At 65.6% G+C, this 15,480-nt stretch carries 12 protein-coding genes; all 12 read right to left on the bottom strand.

Going from position 1 to position 15,480, the window contains the following annotated elements:
* Positions 1-104: 104 nt before the first annotated feature.
* The 12 genes from recN to murD all read right to left on the bottom strand — a co-directional run bounded on the left by recN (position 105) and on the right by murD (position 15,475).
* The gene (recN, locus tag EN874_RS16465) at positions 105-1,778 is read right to left on the bottom strand and encodes a DNA repair protein RecN (protein ID WP_127425680.1); all 1,674 of its coding nucleotides are present in this window, start codon (positions 1,776-1,778) and stop codon (positions 105-107) included.
* An 8-nt stretch (positions 1,779-1,786) separates the two neighbouring features.
* Entirely contained in the window at positions 1,787-2,656 is an 870-nt protein-coding gene (locus EN874_RS16460) for an outer membrane protein assembly factor BamD (RefSeq protein WP_126088484.1), read from the bottom strand.
* A gap of 202 nt (positions 2,657-2,858) precedes the next feature.
* Complete coding sequence (lpxC, locus tag EN874_RS16455) at positions 2,859-3,806, bottom strand: UDP-3-O-acyl-N-acetylglucosamine deacetylase (RefSeq protein WP_127425679.1); 948 nt, start codon at positions 3,804-3,806, stop codon at positions 2,859-2,861.
* A gap of 428 nt (positions 3,807-4,234) precedes the next feature.
* A complete protein-coding gene (gene ftsZ, locus EN874_RS16450; protein WP_127425678.1) occupies positions 4,235-5,890 on the bottom strand; it encodes a cell division protein FtsZ in 1,656 nt (551 codons plus the stop codon).
* A gap of 67 nt (positions 5,891-5,957) precedes the next feature.
* Positions 5,958-7,265, bottom strand: a complete 1,308-nt coding sequence (gene ftsA, locus EN874_RS16445; RefSeq protein ID WP_059189183.1) for a cell division protein FtsA — start codon at positions 7,263-7,265, stop codon at positions 5,958-5,960.
* Complete coding sequence (locus EN874_RS16440; RefSeq protein ID WP_127425677.1) at positions 7,262-8,203, bottom strand: cell division protein FtsQ/DivIB; 942 nt, start codon at positions 8,201-8,203, stop codon at positions 7,262-7,264. Before EN874_RS16440 ends, ftsA begins: the two co-directional genes overlap by 4 nt.
* On the bottom strand, positions 8,191-9,117 hold the full coding sequence (locus tag EN874_RS16435) for a D-alanine--D-alanine ligase (protein ID WP_126088479.1): 927 nt from the start codon (positions 9,115-9,117) through the stop codon (positions 8,191-8,193). Before EN874_RS16435 ends, EN874_RS16440 begins: the two co-directional genes overlap by 13 nt.
* Before the next feature lie 310 nt (positions 9,118-9,427).
* Positions 9,428-10,393 (bottom strand): UDP-N-acetylmuramate dehydrogenase, encoded by a 966-nt coding sequence (gene murB, locus EN874_RS16430; RefSeq protein ID WP_127425676.1) that lies wholly within the window; start codon positions 10,391-10,393, stop codon positions 9,428-9,430.
* The gene (gene murC, locus EN874_RS16425) at positions 10,390-11,796 is read right to left on the bottom strand and encodes a UDP-N-acetylmuramate--L-alanine ligase (RefSeq protein WP_127425675.1); all 1,407 of its coding nucleotides are present in this window, start codon (positions 11,794-11,796) and stop codon (positions 10,390-10,392) included. Before murC ends, murB begins: the two co-directional genes overlap by 4 nt.
* Positions 11,793-12,917, bottom strand: coding sequence for an undecaprenyldiphospho-muramoylpentapeptide beta-N-acetylglucosaminyltransferase (gene murG / locus EN874_RS16420; RefSeq protein WP_127425674.1), 1,125 nt, complete (start codon positions 12,915-12,917; stop codon positions 11,793-11,795). Before murG ends, murC begins: the two co-directional genes overlap by 4 nt.
* A 6-nt stretch (positions 12,918-12,923) precedes the next feature.
* Complete coding sequence (ftsW, locus tag EN874_RS16415) at positions 12,924-14,075, bottom strand: putative lipid II flippase FtsW (protein WP_127425673.1); 1,152 nt, start codon at positions 14,073-14,075, stop codon at positions 12,924-12,926.
* Positions 14,075-15,475, bottom strand: coding sequence for a UDP-N-acetylmuramoyl-L-alanine--D-glutamate ligase (gene murD, locus EN874_RS16410; RefSeq protein WP_127425672.1), 1,401 nt, complete (start codon positions 15,473-15,475; stop codon positions 14,075-14,077). Before murD ends, ftsW begins: the two co-directional genes overlap by 1 nt.
* Positions 15,476-15,480 lie beyond the last annotated feature (5 nt).

The raw sequence follows: 15,480 nt of genomic DNA, 5'->3' as shown, positions 1-15,480 counted from the left end.
TAAATCAGGATTCGGCATGGGGGAGTCGGCTCGCGCAAAAATCATTCCTGAACAGCGGGATGCAGCCATCTGCTGACTCATCCTTCAAGCGGAGAGATCAGCCTCTAAGCTGCTGCAGTATTCTCGCGCAGCAGCCGCTCGGCCGCCGCGCGCGCCTCGTCGGTGATGGTGGCGCCGGCCAGCATGCGCGCGATCTCTTCCTGGCGCGCCGCGCGGTCCATCTCGGCGATGCCGGTAGCGACGCGGTCCTTGCCGCCGGACTTGGAAATCAGGAAATGCGTGGCGGCGCGTGCCGCCACCTGCGGCGCATGGGTGACCGAAAGCACCTGCACCCGCTTCGAGAGTCGCGCCAGCCGCTGGCCGATGGCGTCGGCCACCGCGCCGCCGACGCCGGTGTCGATCTCGTCGAAGACCAGGGTCGGCGCCGAGCCTCGGTCGGCCAGCGCCACCTTCAGCGCCAGGAGGAAGCGCGACAGCTCGCCGCCCGAGGCGACCTTCATCATCGGCCCAGGCCTGGTGCCCGGATTGGTGCGCACCCAGAATTCGACCTGGTCGATACCCTCTTCCATCCGGTTTTCGGCATCGCTCACCATCTCGACGATGAACTCGGCCCGTTCGAGCTTGAGGGCCGGCAATTCGGCCATCACCGCCTTGGTCAGGCCGGCTGCGGCGGCGTGACGGAGCGATGAGAGCTGCGCCGCGGATATGTCGTAAGCCTCGCTTGCGGCGGCGGCTTGCTTCTCCAGCCCGTGCAGCCGCTCCTCGCCGGCATCGAGATCGGCAAGGTCGGCCGCCATCGTGTCGCGCAGCTGCGCCAGATCGTCGACCGCGACATTGTGCTTGCGCGAGGCCGCGCGCAGCGCAAACAGCCGCTCCTCGGCCTTTTCCAGGCGCTGCGGATCGTATTCGGTGGCGCGTAGCGCCAATTCCACGCCGGACTGCGCCGCGTCGAGCGAAATCATCGCCTCGTCCAGCGATTTCACCATCTCGTCGAGCAGCCCCGGCACTTCGCCCGCCTTGCGCTGCAGCCGACGCAGCAGGCTGGCAAGCTGCGGCAGCGGCGAGGACGGCCCCGACAGCACGTCCTGCGCATCGTGGATCTCGGACGCGATCTTCTCGGCCCGCATCATCCGGGCGCGCAGTTCGGCCAGCTCGGTCTCCTCGCCGGGCTGCGGGTCGAGCTTCGCCAGCTCGGCGACGGAGGCCCTGAGATAGTCGGCTTCGCGCGCCGCCGCCTCGACCTTGGCGCGGTGGCGGGAAAGCTCCTGCTCGCAGTTCCGCCAGTAGCGCCAAGCCTCGCCCGCGCCGCGCACGGCGCCGAGATGGCCGCCGAAACTGTCCAGCAATTCGCGATGGGCGCCGGGATCGACGAGCGCGCGCTCGTCGTGCTGGCCGTGGATCTCGACCAGCGCGCGGCCGACGTCGCGCATCAGGGTGACGCTGGATGGCTGGTCGTTGACGAAGACGCGCGTGCGGCCATCGGCCGTCTGCACGCGACGCAGGATGATGTCGCCGTCGTCCTCTATGTCGTTGTCGGAAAGCAGCGTGCGCGCCGGATGGTTGCGCGGCACATCGAACACCGCGATGACCTGGCCCTGCGCCGCGCCATGGCGGACGAGCGAAGCGTCGCCGCGCGCACCAAGCGCCAGCGACAACGCATCGAGCAGGATGGACTTGCCGGCGCCGGTCTCGCCGGTCAGCACTGAGAGTCCGGGCAAGAAGTCGATGTCCAGCTTCTCGATCAGGACGATATCGCGGATCGACAGTCTGGACAGCATGAGGAGTGTCAGGCGCCGGTGATCAGCTTCCCGGCCTTGGATATCCACGATCCGGCATTTTCACGCGGCTGAAGCCCGTTGCTTTGCAGGAGCTTGTAGGAATCCTTGTACCACTGGCTGTCCGGATAGTTGTTGCCGAGCACCGCCGCGGCGGTCTGCGCCTCCGAGGTCAGGCCCATCGCATAGTAGGCTTCGGTCAGGCGCGCGAGCGCTTCCTCGACATGGCGCGTGTTGGAGTAGGTCTCGACCACGGTGCGAAAGCGCTTGACGGCGGCGATATACTCGCGGCGTTCGAGATAGTAGCGGCCGATCTGCATCTCCTTGCCGGCGAGCTGGTCGGTGGCGAAGCGGATCTTGTCCTTGGCGTCGTCGACATATTCGGAGGTCGGCCAGCGCGTCACCAGGTCCTGCATGGTCTGCACAGTCTGGCGCGCTTCCTTCTGGTCCTGGGTGACATCCTTGATCTGACGGTAGTAGCTCAAGCCGATGATGTACTGCGCGTAAGGCGCGTCGTCGGTCGACGGATAAAGCGTCAGGTAGCGCTTGGCGGAACCGATCGCCTCGTCGTAGTTGCCGGCGCGATAGTCGGCGAAGGCGCCCATCACCATCGATTTGCGGGCGAATTCCGAATAGGGATGCTGGCGGTCGACGGCGTCGAACTTCTTGCTGGCCTCATCGAGGCGGCCGGCATTCAGGTTGGCGAGACCCTGGTTGTAGAGGACGTCCGCGGGTTCGGTCTGGTCGACATAGGTCGCCAGATTGACGTCCTTCTCGGACGACATGCAGGCCGACAGCAGCAGCGACGGGACGACCAACGAAAACGCCAGGAACACGGCCCGATATGGCGTACTCGATTGATCAACTCGCGAGAAAAACATGTTTGGATTCCGCCCTTTCGGCGTCGTTTCGGTCCGGGCCGCAGCCATAAACCATTATCCCCTTGCCCGGCAACGCTATGTCCGGCCAATCGCGCATTTTTGTGGCGGTCTCGCGTTGCGCCCCCGGCCGCGCAATTTCACCGACCTATGATGCAATTGTGCAACACAAGCTCGAGATACAAAGCCAGAAAACGGTTAAAAATCAGATCACCCAGGGCGCGTAGACCGGTCCGCTGACGGCGATCATCTCGGCGACGCGGCCGCGCTCGCGGCGCCGTGTCTCGACAATCTCGAAAGCCGTGCGGTCGGACAGCAGGCGGCGCAGCGCCGCCGCGTTCATGCGATGGCCGCCGCGATAGGAGCGGAAGCAGCCGATGAAGCGCGCGCCGGCAAGCGCCAGGTCGCCCATGGCGTCGAGCGTCTTGTGCCGGGCGAATTCGTTGGGATAGCGCAGTCCGCCGACATTGATGACGCGGTTGTCGTCGCCGATGACCAGCGAGTTCTCAAGCGACGAGCCGAGCGCGTAGCCGGCGGCCCACAGCCGCTCGACATCCTTCATGAAGCCGAAGGTGCGCGCCCGCGCGATGTCGCGGCGGAAGATATCGGGGTTGATGTCGGAGGCAAAGAGCTGGCGGCCGATGGCCGGGCTCTCGAAATCGATCTCCACCTCGAATCGCGTGCCGTCATAAGGGCGGAACTCCGCCCAGGACGCGCCGGCTTCGATACGAACCGGCTTGACTACGCGAATATAGCGGCGCTTGACCGCCAGCGTCTCGATGCCCGCCTGGTCGAAGGCTTCGACAAAGGCCACGGCGCTGCCGTCGAGGATGGGAACTTCCGGACCGTCGATCTCGATGATGAGGTTGTCGATGCCGAGTCCGAACACCGTCGCCATGAGGTGCTCGACGGTTCCGATGTGCTCGCCGGACGGGTCGCCGAGCATGGTGCAAAGGTCGGTGGCGCCAACCTCGGAGACCAGTGCGCGAAACTCGCGCCCCTCGCCGCCATTGGAAAGGTGGAACACGATGCCGGTATCGGCGTCGGCGGGCAGGAAATGAACGGTGACGGGCTTGCCGCTGTGGACGCCCGTGCCGGTCAACGTCGCGCGCGCTTTAACTGTCGTCTGATAGTCGTGCAAGACAAACCCCATAAGCCCTAGCTGCCAGCGTCCGCTTTGTCGCCCCTTTGAGCATTTTCAACCAGATCGATCATCCGGCGTCCGCGCAATGCGGCAAATGAACAGGGCATGCGGCTCTGATGTGATCGGCAGGCAGGGCCAACTCCCCGAATCCCGGCAAACCGACTTAAGTCCGACGCGAAGATAATGGTCCGTCTGGGAGACTCCAAATCACGGTTTCTTACCCCATGTAACCGCGACATCGATTGAGAAAGCGTCCGTAACGCCTTGTTTTAGATAAACTTTTAACATCAACAGGCAGACGATTCCTCGCCTGCCTGTTAACGGCTGTTATATATCGTTGGTGCATGTCGCCCAAAAACGCGCAGCGGTTTTGAGAGAAACGACATCGCATCAAACAAGGTTTGAATCGCGCCGCCTGTCGCGGCGCGCTTCAACGATCAATTGGCCTGGCGGCGCAGGAATGCCGGAATCTCCAGCTGGTCGTCTTCCTGCACCGTGCGGCTCTGCGGCGCGAGGCGCCCCTGGTCGTCGAGCTGGCCGCGGCGCGGCGCGTAGAGCTGCGGATCCTGGCTGGCGAGGCGGCGCATTTCCGGTGCCGCCTGGCGCAGTTTCGGCTCGCGCGGCTGCGCCGGCTGCAGTCGGGCCGGCTCTTCCTCGCGGCGGGTCAGGCCGTTCGTCAGCCGCTTGATCAGCCCCATCGGCCCGCTGTTCTCATGGTCGGCGGGACGGGTCTTCGCTTCCACTTCCGCCCTCACCACCGGCGGAAAATCCTCCACGCGCGGCATGCGCTGCGGCGCCGCGGCAACCGGCTGCGGCATCTCGCGTTGCGGCGCGGGCTGCATGGCCTGCTGCGGCATCACCGGCTGCGGACGCGGCTGGGCCGGGGGAGCCTGGAAGATCTTGCTCTGCGGCTGGAAGTCGTCGACCGGCGCCGGCCGCGGCTGTGCCATCGCTGCGGCGTTCGCCTCGGCAAGCTGGATCGCCTCGGCGACCGGATCGACGGCGCGCGGCTCGTAAGCCTGCTGCTGAACCGGCGCCGGGCGGCTTTCCTGAGCAGGCGCCGCGGGGCGGGTGACCGGCTTCTGCGGCGCGCGGATCGAGATCGGCGCCGCGGCGATTTCGGCTGCCGACTTGTCGATGCCGGTGGCGACCACGGAGACGCGGATCACGCCTTCCAGCTCCTCGTCGAAGGTCGCGCCCAGGATGATGTTGGCGTCCTGGTCGACCTCCTCGCGGATGCGGGTCGCGGCCTCGTCGACCTCGAACAGGGTGAGGTCGCGGCCGCCGGTGATCGAGATCAGCAGGCCCTTGGCGCCCTTCATCGAGGTTTCGTCGAGCAGCGGGTTGGCGATCGCGGCTTCCGCGGCGGCCATCGCGCGGCCCTCGCCCGAAGCCTCGCCGGTGCCCATCATCGCCTTGCCCATCTCGCGCATCACCGAACGGACGTCGGCGAAGTCGAGGTTGATCAGGCCTTCCTTGACCATCAGGTCGGTGATGCAGGCAACGCCCGAGTAGAGCACCTGGTCGGCCATGGCGAAGGCATCGGCGAAGGTGGTCTTGTCATTGGCCAGCCGGAACAGGTTCTGGTTGGGGATGACGATGAGCGTATCGACGCATTTCTGCAATTCCTCGATGCCCATGTCGGCCGTCTTCATGCGTCGCTGGCCTTCGAAATGGAACGGCTTGGTGACGACGCCGACGGTGAGGATGCCCTTCTCGCGGGCGGCGCGGGCAACGACCGGCGCGGCGCCCGTGCCAGTGCCGCCGCCCATGCCGGCGGTGACGAAGCACATATGCGTGTTGGACAGATGATCGATGATCTCGTCGATGCATTCTTCAGCCGCGGCGCGGCCGACTTCCGGCTGAGAGCCGGCCCCGAGCCCCTCGGTGACATGCGCGCCGAGCTGGATCAGCCGTTCCGACTTCGACATCGTCAGGGCCTGCGCGTCGGTGTTGGCCACCACGAATTCGACGCCGCGCAAGCCGGCGGTGATCATGTTGTTGACCGCATTGCCGCCGCCGCCGCCGACACCGAACACGGTGATGCGTGGCTTCAGCTCGGTGATGTCCGGCTTTTGCAGATTGATGGTCATTGTCTCCGTCCTTTGCCTTTCCCGCCGCTTCGCCGCTGCGGCCGCCTATGGGGCTGTCCCCGTCAAATTAAAAACTGTCTCTCAACCACTGACTCATGCGATGCAGTTTTCCGCCAGTTCCGGTCATTCTGAAACCGGAAAGTCCTTTCGCCGAATGGCTCTCGAAGCTCGCCATCTGCGGATAGATCAGAAGCCCGACCGGGGTCGAGAACGCCGGCCCCTTGGCCGCTTCCGGCAGGCCTGCCACGCCGAGCGGCCGGCCGATGCGCACATTGCGTCCGAGGATGCGGCGGGCCGCTTCGGGCAGGCCGGCCAGTTGGCTGGCGCCGCCGGTGAGAACGACGCGCTTGCCGACGGCGTTGCCGTAGCCCGACTTGTTCAACCGGTCGCGCAGAAGCTCGAGCGTCTCGTCGATGCGCGCGCGGATGATGCGCGTCATCACCGAGCGCGGGATCTGCAGCGGCAGCTCGCCCTCCTCGCCGATCGGCTGGATGGAGACCAGGTCGCGGTCGTCGGCGCTGCCCGGCAGCGCCGAGCCGTGCATCACCTTCAGCCGCTCGGCGGCGTCGAGCGAGGTCGACAGGCCCTTGGCCATGTCGAGCGTCACATGGTTGCCGCCGATGGCGATGGCGTCGCCATGCACGAACTTGCCTTCCGAGAACACCGAGATCGTCGTGGTGCCGCCGCCCATGTCGATGCAGGCGGCGCCCATTTCGAGCTCGTCGTCGACCAGGGCCGCGAGGCCGCTGGCATAGGGCGTCGCCACCATGCGCTCGACCGAAAGATGCGAGCGGTTGATGCAGAGCTCCAGATTGCGCATCGGCGCGGCGTCGCCGGTCAGCACATGCATGTCGACGCCGAGCGCGTCGCCGACCATGCCGCGCGGGTCGCGTACGCCGCGTTCGGCATCGAGCGAGAAGCCGACGGGAAGCGAATGGACCACCTCCCGCTCAGCCCGCAATGCCTGCTTGGCGCCGGCGGCGAGCACGCGCTTGATGTCGGCTTCCTCGACCTGGTGGCCGCCGAGATTGATGGTTGCCGAGAAGGCCTCGCTCTTCAGCCGGCCGGCCGTCATGTTGACGATGAGGGAGTCGACGGTGAGGCCGGCCATGCGCTCGGCCGCATCGACGGCGAGACGGATGGCATGCTCTGCGCGGTCGAGATCCACGACGACGCCCGACTTCACGCCCTGCGACTTCTGATGGCCGATGCCGATCACCTGGATGCGATGCGAGCGCCCGCGCAGCAGCTTGCCGTCCTCGCGCGGCTTCAGCTTCGCCACCACGCAGCAAACCTTGCTCGAGCCGACGTCGAGCACCGTCAGCGTGCCCGACCGCCGCGAGGAAGCATCACCGCTGCCGCCAAGCCAGCTCATATCTTCGTCTCCGGCTTGCGCTTCGACAGGCTCTTCGGCTTTGCGCTGAGCGCAGCTTCGCGCTGCGTCGCCGCCTCCGGCGAGAGCTCCACCACCAGCCGATCGGTGAGCCGCATGTCGACGGCGGCGATGTCGCGCGTCAAAAGTCCGTTGTCACGATCGAGCTTGACGAGCCCGGCGATCGCCCGATCCTCGTCATCCTCCGGCAGCTTCACCGTGATGCCGTTCTCGAGCTTGAGATCCCAGCGCCGCTCGCCGACACGGATATAGCCTTTGACCCGCGCTGCCAGCTCGGGATAGCGCTTGATCTTCTCCAGGAAGGCCGGCGCCTTGGCCGGCGCGCCCGTGCCGATGATCAGCGGCAGCAAGGCCTCCTTGCCGCCCGAGAACGGCGCGATCACCTCGCCCGAGCGCTCGATCACCGAAAGCGAGCTGCCCTGCTGCCAGAGCGCGAAAGGTTGGCGCTCCTCGACGCGCACTTCCAGCGTATGCGGATAGATCTTGCGCACCGCCGCCACCTCGACCCAGGGCAGCGTCGCGATGCGCTCGCGCGCGGCCTCGGCGTCAAAGCCGATCAGCGACGTCCAGCCGTCGAGGCCGAGCCGGTCCAGTATGTCGATCTCTGAAGTCTGACGGTTGCCGACGACCTTGATCTGGTCGACGGCAAAACCGGTTCGAGCCGTCACGCCCTGCACGATGCTGTCGGCATAGCCGCCGAGATAGGCGCCATAGGCTCCGGACGAAGCCAACAAGGCAGCAGAGAGGATCGCGGCTGAAAAGCGCGGCGGCTCATACTCGCCACCGCAGAGCCGGGCGAGCAAGCGCACCGGCCGCCGAAGCTGGCGCGGCAGCACGAAATGGTCGAACGACAGCGCCATGCCGAACAGCGCAGGCCCTACCCCGCCGCCCTTGCCCTGTCCCCACCTCAACGCAGACACGAAGCGTCCTCCACCATCCAACTCAACAGATCGCCGAACGAATGCCCCGCTTGCGCGGCGATTTCGGGCACCAGAGACGTCGGCGTCATGCCCGGCTGGGTGTTGATCTCGAGCCAGACAACCTCGCCGTTTTCGGAGTGACGGTCGTCGTAACGGAAGTCCGACCGGGAGACGCCCCGGCAACCGATGGCAAGATGAGCCTTGAGGGCCAGTGTCTGTATTTTTTGGTAAATATTCGGTGAAATTTTTGCAGGGGTTTCGTGTTTTGATCCCCCGGGCACGTACTTTGAATCGTAGTCGTAGAAGGAATGGCCGGTCGGGATGATCTCGCAGACCCCGAGCGCCACGTCGCCCATCACAGCGCAAGTCAATTCGCGCCCATGGATGTAACGCTCGACCATGACGATCTCGCCATACTTCCACTCCGAGGAGCCGATCACCTGCGGCGGATGCGACTGCCCCTCATGCACGATGACGACGCCGAAGCTCGACCCTTCGTTGACAGGCTTGACCACATAAGGCGGCTTCATCGGATGCTTGTTCTGGACGGCGAAGCGGTTGACCACCTTCGATTCCGCGACCGGAATGCCGGACGCCTTGGCGACCTTCTTGGCCTGCTCCTTGTTCATGGCCAGCGCCGAAGCGAGCACACCCGAATGGGTGTAGGGAATTCCGAGATATTCGAGAATTCCCTGGATGGTGCCGTCCTCGCCGAACGGGCCATGCAGCGCATTGAAGGCGACATCAGGCTTGAGCTCGGCAAGCACAGACCCAACATCGCGCGAAACATCGACACGGGTGACCTGATAGCCTTCATTCTCGAGCGCATCCGCACACGCCTTCCCCGAGGACAGAGACACGGGCCGCTCCGAGGAGAATCCACCCAGGAGAACAGCCACATGCTTCTTCTTCATCCCGTCATTCCCTCTCACGCCGGGCCTGCAACCGATATTTCCGCACGCAACATTCCCGCATAGTGAGTCCGAGTCTTCCGGCAGGTTGCCCCCCAGACGGAAAACGCGGGTAACGCGTCAAACGACTCAAATCAGGAAACGCTTTAGGGCAGAGAATCAGAGAGTTGATTCCCTGGCAAGTGCCTATGATTCCGAGAGATTCACTTTCCGCGAAAACAGGACCGAAAAGAGTGTTGTTGAGTCTTTGCGGCAACGCTTGACGGCGTCGCCGACCACGGAAGTTCAAGCACTACTTGAAGATCGCAGCGAGCTAAAGAAGCTGTCCCAGGAACTCCTGGACCGCGTGACCCGGCCGGAAGTTGCCCAGCCGCTTGATCTCCCAGTGCAGGCGGATGCCCGAATTTTCCAGCACCCGCGCGCGCACCGTCTCGCCGAGATATTCGAGATCGTAGCCGGTCGCCGTGCCGGTGTTGATCATGAAGTTGCAGTGCATGGGCGACATCTGCGCGCCGCCGATCATCAGCCCGCGGCAGCCGGCCTTGTCGATCTCTTTCCAGGCCGACGAGCCTTCTGGATTCTTGAAGGTCGAACCGCCGGTCTTCTCGCGGATCGGCTGCACCGTCTCGCGATGGTTCTGCACGGCGTCCATCGCCGCCTTGATCGCCGCCTTGTCTTCCGGAACGCCCTCGAAGACGGCGGAGGTGAAGATCAATCCGCCAGGCGCCGACGAATGGCGATAGGCATAGCCCATGTCGGCATTGCTGAGCGTATGGACATTGCCGGCGCGGTCGAGTGCCCGCACCTCGGCCACGCATTCGCGCGTCTCGACGCCATTGGCGCCGGCATTCATCCTCAGCGCCCCGCCGACGGCGCCCGGGATGCCGTGATAGAAGTGGAAGCCGCCGATACCGGCTTCATAAGCCACCGCCGCCAGGCGCTTGTCCGGCGTCGCGGCGCCGGCCTTGATGGTGGTCGATCCGGTGACTTCGGCCTCGCCAAATCCCTTGGCGGAGAGCCTGACCACGAAACCGGGAATGCCGCCGTCGCGCACCAGGAGGTTCGAGCCGACGCCGACGACGGTGATCGGGATTTCCTCCGGCACCGCGCGCAGGAAGGCCGCGAGGTCCTCCTCGTCGGCCGGCTGGAACAGCGCCTCCGCCAGGCCGCCGGCGCGAAACCAGGTGATCTTGTCCATCTCGGCATTGGGCGTGACGCGGCCGCGCAGGCCGGCGAGCTTGTTGCCGAGCTTATCGATCAGGTCCTGGCCGCGCATCATGAGGGCGTTCCCCCAAGCTCCTTGGGCAGCGCATAGGCCCATTGCGTGATGTTGCCGGCGCCCAGGAAGACGACGAAGTCGCCGGGCCTGGCAAGCTCGCGAATGGCCGGCGCGACCGCCGCCGGACCTTCGATATAGCGCGCGTCGCGGTGGCCGCCAGCACGGATGCGCGACACCAGCGCGTCCGAGGTCACGCCCTCGATCGGCTCCTCGCCGGCCGGATAGACCGGAGCCACCATGACCGTGTCGGCATCGTTGAAGCAGACGGAGAACTCTTCGAACAGGTCGTGCAGCCGGGTGAAGCGGTGCGGCTGCGCGATCGCGATGACGCGGCCCTTGGTGGCCCCGCGCGCGGCCTTCAGCACCGCCGCGATCTCGACCGGGTGATGACCGTAATCGTCGAACACGTCGACGCCGTTCCAGGAACCGGTGTGGGTGAAGCGACGCTTGACGCCGGCAAAGGACGACAGGCCTTTCTTGATCGCCTCGGCCGACAGGCCGAGCTCATGCGCGACCGCGATCGCCGCCGTCGCATTGGAGACATTGTGCCGGCCGGGCATCGGCAGCCGCAGGTTGGCGATCGTCGTCGTGCCGCGGCCCTGGCGATCGCGGATCACCACATCGAATTCCGATACGGCTCCGTCCATACGGTGGTTGGTGGAGCGCACGTCGGCCTGCGCGTTCTCGCCATAGGTAATGACGCGCCGGTCCTCGATGCGGCCGACCAGCGCCTGCACTTCCGGATGGTCGGTGCACATCACGCCGAAGCCGTAGAACGGCACGTTCTCGACGAATTGGCGGAACGCCTCGCGCACCTTGTCGAAGCTGCCATAGTGGTCGAGGTGTTCCGGATCGATGTTGGTGACGACGGCGATATCGGCCGGCAGCTTGAGGAAGGTGCCGTCGCTTTCGTCGGCCTCGACCACCATCCACTCGCCGTCGCCCATGCGGGCATTGGTGCCATAGGCGTTGATGATGCCGCCGTTGATGACGGTCGGGTCGAGCCCACCGGCTTCGAGCAGCGTCGCCACCATCGAGGTAGTCGTCGTCTTGCCGTGCGTGCCGCCGATGGCGACCGCCTGGCGGAAGCGCATCAATTCGGCGAGCATCTCGGCGCGGCGCACGACCGGCAGCAGCTTTTCGCGCGCCGCCTTGAGTTCCGGATTGGATTTCTTGATGGCAGTCGACACCACGACCACTTCGGCGTCGCCGATGTTCTCGGCCTTGTGGCCGACGAAGCATTCGATGCCTTTGTCGCGCAGCCGCTGCACATTGGCGCCGTCCGCCTGGTCGGAACCCTGCACCTTGTAGCCGAGATTGTGCAGCACCTCGGCGATGCCGCTCATGCCGATGCCGCCGATGCCGATGAAATGCACGAGGCCGATCGTCTGCGGCATCTTCATGCGCGCGTCCTCCTGTGGTCCGAAACCGTTTTGCCGGACGCAATAGCCTCTGTCAGATCGGCGAGCAACCGCGCGGCGTCGGGTTTTCCGGCCGAGCGGGCTGCCGCGGCCATCGCTGAAAGCCGGCCGGGGTCCTCCATCAGTCCGCCGACCAGCGCGGCAATCCGTTCGGCCGAAAGCGTCGATTGCGGATGGACCTCGGCCCCGCCGGCCGCGGCAAGCGCCGCGGCATTCGCTGCCTGGTCATGGTCGAGCGCATGCGGATAAGGCACCAGCAGCGCGGGGCGGCCGATGACGGCGATTTCCGACACGGTCGAGGCGCCGGAGCGCGACATCACCAGATGGGCCGCCGCCATGCGCGCCGCCATATCGGTGAAGAAGGGCGAGACCTGCGCGTCGACGCCGAGATTGGCATAGGCGGCCTTCACCCGCGCCACGTCTTCGGCGCGCGCCTGCTGGGTGATCACCAGCCGTTTGCGCTGCTCCTCGGGCAAAAGCGCGATCGCCGCCGGCACGGCATCGGAAAAGAATTGCGCGCCCTGGCTGCCGCCGAACACCAGAAAGCGGAAAGGCTCGCCACCGCTGGATGCCGTGTAAGGGGTTTTTGCCGCTTCGAGTATCTGCGGCCTAACCGGATTGCCGGTGGTCACCGTCTTGGCGCCGGCCGCATTTGCGCCTTCCGGCAGGAAGCCGCCGGCAATCGCGTCGACCCGGCCCGACAGCGCCTTGTTGGCGCGGCCCATGACGGCATTCTGCTCATGGATCAGCGTCGGTACCTTGCGGCGGGTCGCCGCATAGAGCGGCGGCAGCGTCGGATAGCCGCCGAAGCCGACCACGGCCTCCGGCCTGATCCTGGCTATCACCCGCCCCGCTTGCCGCACGCCCTGCCAGATCGTCCAGAAGGCCGAGAGCATGGCGATCGGATTCTTCGAGCCTAGCGTAGCCGACGGGATCGAATGGACTTCGACAGCGGGAAACTGGCGCGAATAGCGCTCGGCGCGGTGATCGGTGGCGAGATGCACCTTCCAGCCGCGACGGGTCAGCTCATGCGCAAGCGCCTCGGCCGGGAACAGATGCCCGCCCGTTCCGCCAGCCGCAAGCAAGACAACGCCCTTCGACATCCAGCCTTATTCCGCCGCGATAGTGCGCTGCGAGAAAGCATAGCCCATCTGCTTGCGCTTTTCGGGATGTCTGCGCGTCAGCGCCAGCACCATGCCCATCGAGACGGCAATCGCGATCTGCGAGGAGCCGCCGTAGGAGATGAAGGGCAGCGTCATGCCCTTGGCGGGCATCAGTTGCAGGTTGACGCACATATTGATGGCCGACTGCAGCCCGAAGATGGTGACGAGCCCGCCGACGGCGTAACGGGTGAAATCATCATGCTCCTTGAGCGCGATGCTCAATCCGCGCAGCACGATGAAGGCGAAGATCGCCATGATGAAGAAGCACATGATCAGCCCGAACTCCTCGCCCGCGACCGAGAAGACGAAGTCGGCATGGCTGTCCGGAATGACGCGCTTCACCGTACCCTCGCCCGGGCCGACGCCGAACCAGCCGCCATTGATCAGCGCCTCGCGGCCCATGTCGACCTGGAAGGTATCGCCTTCGCCGGTGAGGAACTTGTCGATGCGGGCGGCGACGTGCGGGAAGACCGTATAGGCCGCGAACACGCCGCCGACGCCGGCGGCGCCCAGCGCGATGATCCAGAGCCAGGGCAAGCCGGCCATGAAGAACATCACGCCCCAGGTGCCAAGCACCAGCATGGTCTGGCCGAGATCCGGCTGCGCCACCAGGAGAGAGATCACCAAAGCGAGCAGCAGCATGGCGAAGAGATTGCCGGGAATGTCGGGCTGGCGCTTGTGCTCGGCAAAAAGCCAGGCGCAGATGATGACGAAGGCAGGCTTCAGGAATTCGGACGGCTGGATGGAGAGGCCGGCGAGCGACACCCAGCGCCGCGCGCCCTTCACCTCGACGCCGATGTAGAGCACAGCCACCATCAGCACGAGCATGATGCAGAGCATCACCAGCGACATGCGCCTTATTTGCCGCGCCTCGAGGAAGGAAACCGCCAGCATCACGATGAGAGCCGGGACAGTGAAGATGATCTGCCTCGTGGCGAAGTGGAAGCTGTCGAGGCCGATGCGCTCGGCGACCGCCGGGCTTGCAGCGAAGGACAAAACGATGCCCAGCCCCATCAGCGACAGGAATGCCGCCAGGAACCAGCGATCGATCGTCCACCACCAGGTTGCGACTGGACTTTTGTCGAGACGGCTTTGCATCAACGTGGCCCTCCGATGGGTTTCACCCCATCAATAGCAGTCGCAGCTTGCCTGAAGGCTTCGCCGCGAACCTCGAAATTCTTGAACTGGTCGAAACTGGCGCAGGCCGGCGAAAGCAGCACCACCGCCTCGCCGCCGGCGTCGCCCGCGGCGTCGAGGGCGGCATGCTCGACCGCGGCAGCCAGCGTTCCGGATATTTCGTAAGGCACCGCCTCGCCGAGCGTGGCCGAGAAGGCAGGCGCCGCCTCGCCGATCAGATAGGCCTTGGCGATGCGCGGGAAAAAGCCGCGCAGCGGCTCGATGCCGCCTTCCTTTGGCAGGCCGCCGGCGATCCAGTAGATGCGGCTGAAACTCGACAGCGCCGGCGCCGCCGCATCCGCATTGGTCGCCTTGGAATCGTTGACGAACAGCACATGGTCCTTGCGGCCGACCTGCTCCATGCGGTGCGCCAGCCCCGGAAAGCTTTCGAGCCCCGCCTGGATCTCGCCGAGTTCCAGCCCGACCCTGAGGCAGGCGGCGACGGTGGCCAGCGCGTTCTGCGCATTGTGCTGGCCGCGCAGCGAGCCGATCCCCTCGAGGAAAGCGACGCGGCTGTAGCGGCCGTCCACGGCTTCCATCAGGCTGGTGCCGTCGGCGAAGTAGCCGTCGGTGAGCGGCAGGCGCTTGGAGATGCGGATGACCTGCTGGCCTGCACGCTCCAGCCGGTCCGCGATCTGGGCGCACCAGGAATCGTCGACGCCGATGATCGCGGTGTCGCTGCCTGCGACCAGCCTTTCCTTGATCGAGGCGTAATGCGCCATCGTGCCGTGGCGGTCGAGATGGTCGGGCGTCAGGTTGAGCAGGATGCCCGCGGTCGGGTTGATCGAGGGCGCCAGGTCGATCTGGTAGGAAGAGCACTCCACCACGCAATGCCGCTCGGGCGCTGGCGGATCGAGCGTCATGATAGCCCGGCCGATATTGCCGCCCATCTCAGTGTCACGCCCCGCCGATTTCAGGATATGTGCCGTCAATGCGGTCGTCGTCGACTTGCCGTTGGTTCCGGTGATCGCGATGAAGGGCGAGGACGGCGCGCGCTGGATGCGCTCGCGGCAGAACAGCTCGATGTCGCCGATCACTTCCACGCCGGCGCCGCGCGCCAGCTCCACCGTCCAATGCGGCTTAGGATGCGTGAGCGGCACGCCGGGCGACAGGACGAAGGCCGCGAAGCGCGACCAGTCGGCGGCGCGCAGGTCGCCGGTCGCAATGCCGGCGGCGGCCGCCTTGGCGACGCTGTCAGGATTGTCGTCCCAGGCGAGGATGTCGGCGCCGCCGGCGATCAGCGCATGCGCTGTCGCGATCCCCGAACCGCCGAGCCCGAAGAGCGAAACGCGTTTGCCTGCGAAGGAAGCGGCGGGGATCAAGCGGT

This window comes from Mesorhizobium sp. M1D.F.Ca.ET.231.01.1.1, from assembly GCF_003999155.2.
GTDB lineage: Bacteria > Pseudomonadota > Alphaproteobacteria > Rhizobiales > Rhizobiaceae > Mesorhizobium.
This window is presented reverse-complemented; position numbering and strand designations above follow the sequence as displayed.

Coding starts and splice junctions, on each gene's coding strand:
- recN (WP_127425680.1), bottom strand. CDS start 1,778: ATGCTGTCCAGACTGTCGATCCGCGATATCGTCCTGATCGAGAAGCTG.
- EN874_RS16460 (WP_126088484.1), bottom strand. CDS start 2,656: ATGTTTTTCTCGCGAGTTGATCAATCGAGTACGCCATATCGGGCCGTG.
- lpxC (WP_127425679.1), bottom strand. CDS start 3,806: ATGGGGTTTGTCTTGCACGACTATCAGACGACAGTTAAAGCGCGCGCG.
- ftsZ (WP_127425678.1), bottom strand. CDS start 5,890: ATGACCATCAATCTGCAAAAGCCGGACATCACCGAGCTGAAGCCACGC.
- ftsA (WP_059189183.1), bottom strand. CDS start 7,265: ATGAGCTGGCTTGGCGGCAGCGGTGATGCTTCCTCGCGGCGGTCGGGC.
- EN874_RS16435 (WP_126088479.1), bottom strand. CDS start 9,117: ATGAAGAAGAAGCATGTGGCTGTTCTCCTGGGTGGATTCTCCTCGGAG.
- murB (WP_127425676.1), bottom strand. CDS start 10,393: ATGATGCGCGGCCAGGACCTGATCGATAAGCTCGGCAACAAGCTCGCC.
- murC (WP_127425675.1), bottom strand. CDS start 11,796: ATGAAGATGCCGCAGACGATCGGCCTCGTGCATTTCATCGGCATCGGC.
- murG (WP_127425674.1), bottom strand. CDS start 12,917: ATGTCGAAGGGCGTTGTCTTGCTTGCGGCTGGCGGAACGGGCGGGCAT.
- ftsW (WP_127425673.1), bottom strand. CDS start 14,075: ATGCAAAGCCGTCTCGACAAAAGTCCAGTCGCAACCTGGTGGTGGACG.